This window comes from Vibrio sp. OPT46 (assembly GCF_015163535.1).
Classification (GTDB): Bacteria; Pseudomonadota; Gammaproteobacteria; order Enterobacterales; family Vibrionaceae; genus Vibrio; species Vibrio alginolyticus.
This window is the reverse complement of record NZ_JADDYG010000259.1, coordinates 1,200-2,787: the sequence shown is the minus strand read 5'-3', so window position 1 is coordinate 2,787 and position 1,588 is coordinate 1,200. Positions and strand designations below refer to the sequence as shown.

The 1,588-nt window shown below is 32.2% G+C and carries 2 protein-coding genes; both read right to left on the bottom strand.

Annotated features, from left to right (window positions below; all coding sequences use genetic code 11):
• Positions 1-370 precede the first annotated feature (370 nt).
• Complete coding sequence (locus IQR33_RS12205) at positions 371-874, bottom strand: hypothetical protein (RefSeq protein WP_005373343.1); 504 nt, start codon at positions 872-874, stop codon at positions 371-373.
• A 31-nt stretch (positions 875-905) separates the two neighbouring features.
• A partial coding sequence (locus IQR33_RS12200) for a hypothetical protein (RefSeq protein ID WP_228013870.1) occupies positions 906-1,588 on the bottom strand: 683 nt, incomplete at its 5' end.

The following is a 1,588-nucleotide window of genomic DNA, read 5'->3' as shown; positions in this document are numbered from 1 at the left end:
TCATATTCATTCAACTTATAAAAACGTTGTCCATCAAACTCTGCCTTTGCTTTTTCAATTATTTCCTTCGTTGCTGTCGATTGCATCGGCGTATTTGAGACCAGTTGACACCCAACAACAGATGTCAATACGGACAAAGCCAAAGTGAGTTTAGTTATTTTATTCATTTACCTAACCACTGTATAATTATTCAACACTTACCATTTTAAAAGGAGGGAGACCATACTTTATTTTAAAGAAAATAAAAAGCGCCTTTCGGCGCTTTTTATCTGAACATTTCTTATCCAAACGTCTCGAGTAGATTTTCTAGAAAAGCTAACTTTTTATTACAATGAATTTTATTTAGGCTCTCACCGGAATCTATTGCTATTTAACCCCAAGCTTCAAACTCATTAGGCTTTACGTGTTTTATTTTTAATCTAACGTTGGGATCCAGAGCTGTTTCAGTTCCCAATTCACAGTAGTACTCAACAGCATTTTCATCTTCAATCATGTCAACGAAGCTAGCAACGACACTCAACCGTCCACCACCTCTAGTCAATGAAAAGTACGCATTCTTGTTTTCATTTACTTCAAATTTCAAAGGAATGAATTCAGGTTCTTCAAGAGAAATATCTATCCATTTATAGTTATCTAAACTCTTCCCCTTTCGTGGGGCATAAACTGTTTTCAACCCATTTTCGTCAACAACGAAGTACATCGAATTCTCAGCTTGATTAAAGCAAGCTTTCAAACTGCCACCTTTATTTTCTAAATCACACGTAAATATGACAGAATTTTGGTTGCAGCTTGCACTTACAAAATTTGAAAACGACACAATAAATGAAAACCCGACCATCACAATTGATTTATAAATTTCATTGAATTTAAGCATTTCAACTACATTAAAAATAAAAACAATATGTTCACTTTATATTAAAATAGTCTTCATCAGGGAATTTTTCGTTGGTTTTGTTAGTACTATACTTTCCATTATATGGATTAATCGTCAGTTCTTCACCATTATTATCAAACTTAAACTGCCTTCCATCAAACTCTCCCTTTATCCTTAAACTTACTCTACCTTCAATAATCTCAACATATTCATATCTTGATGAAAAACTATTCCAGCAAACATCTCGCCTATGTTCGTCATAATTAGCAGAAAAAACTATTGTAGAAGAACAATAATTCTCTTCTCCATTTCTATTCCAATACAAAATCCTATCTTTAGGTATGTTCATATTAAAATTATCTCTCTGGAAAATGTAAGACAACACGCCAGTATAATTATTATTAGCGTTTTTTATTATTTTACCATTATCTCTGTCCAATAATGTATGATCGATAATATCAAAACCATAATCGTAAATGTCATAACTAAGGTTCAAACTACCAATCTCTTTTGGAACTTCTTTTTTTTCTGTGTCAAAAATAAAGTATGTTTCGCTATTTATATTACCATTAGTCAAGTCAACCAAATAAAGCTCTTCATTCAATTTAATTAAATCGCTTGTGCCACATGAGTCAAAAAAGCTAAAATCATATGAAGTTCCATTTGCTTTTAGAGAATATTGACAAAAAGGCCCCTCAGTCTCTGTGAATTTTT

What these genes read in the sequence shown, in the direction of transcription:
- IQR33_RS12205 (WP_005373343.1), bottom strand. Translation starts at nt 874, where the DNA reads ATGCTTAAATTCAATGAAATTTATAAATCAATTGTGATGGTCGGGTTT.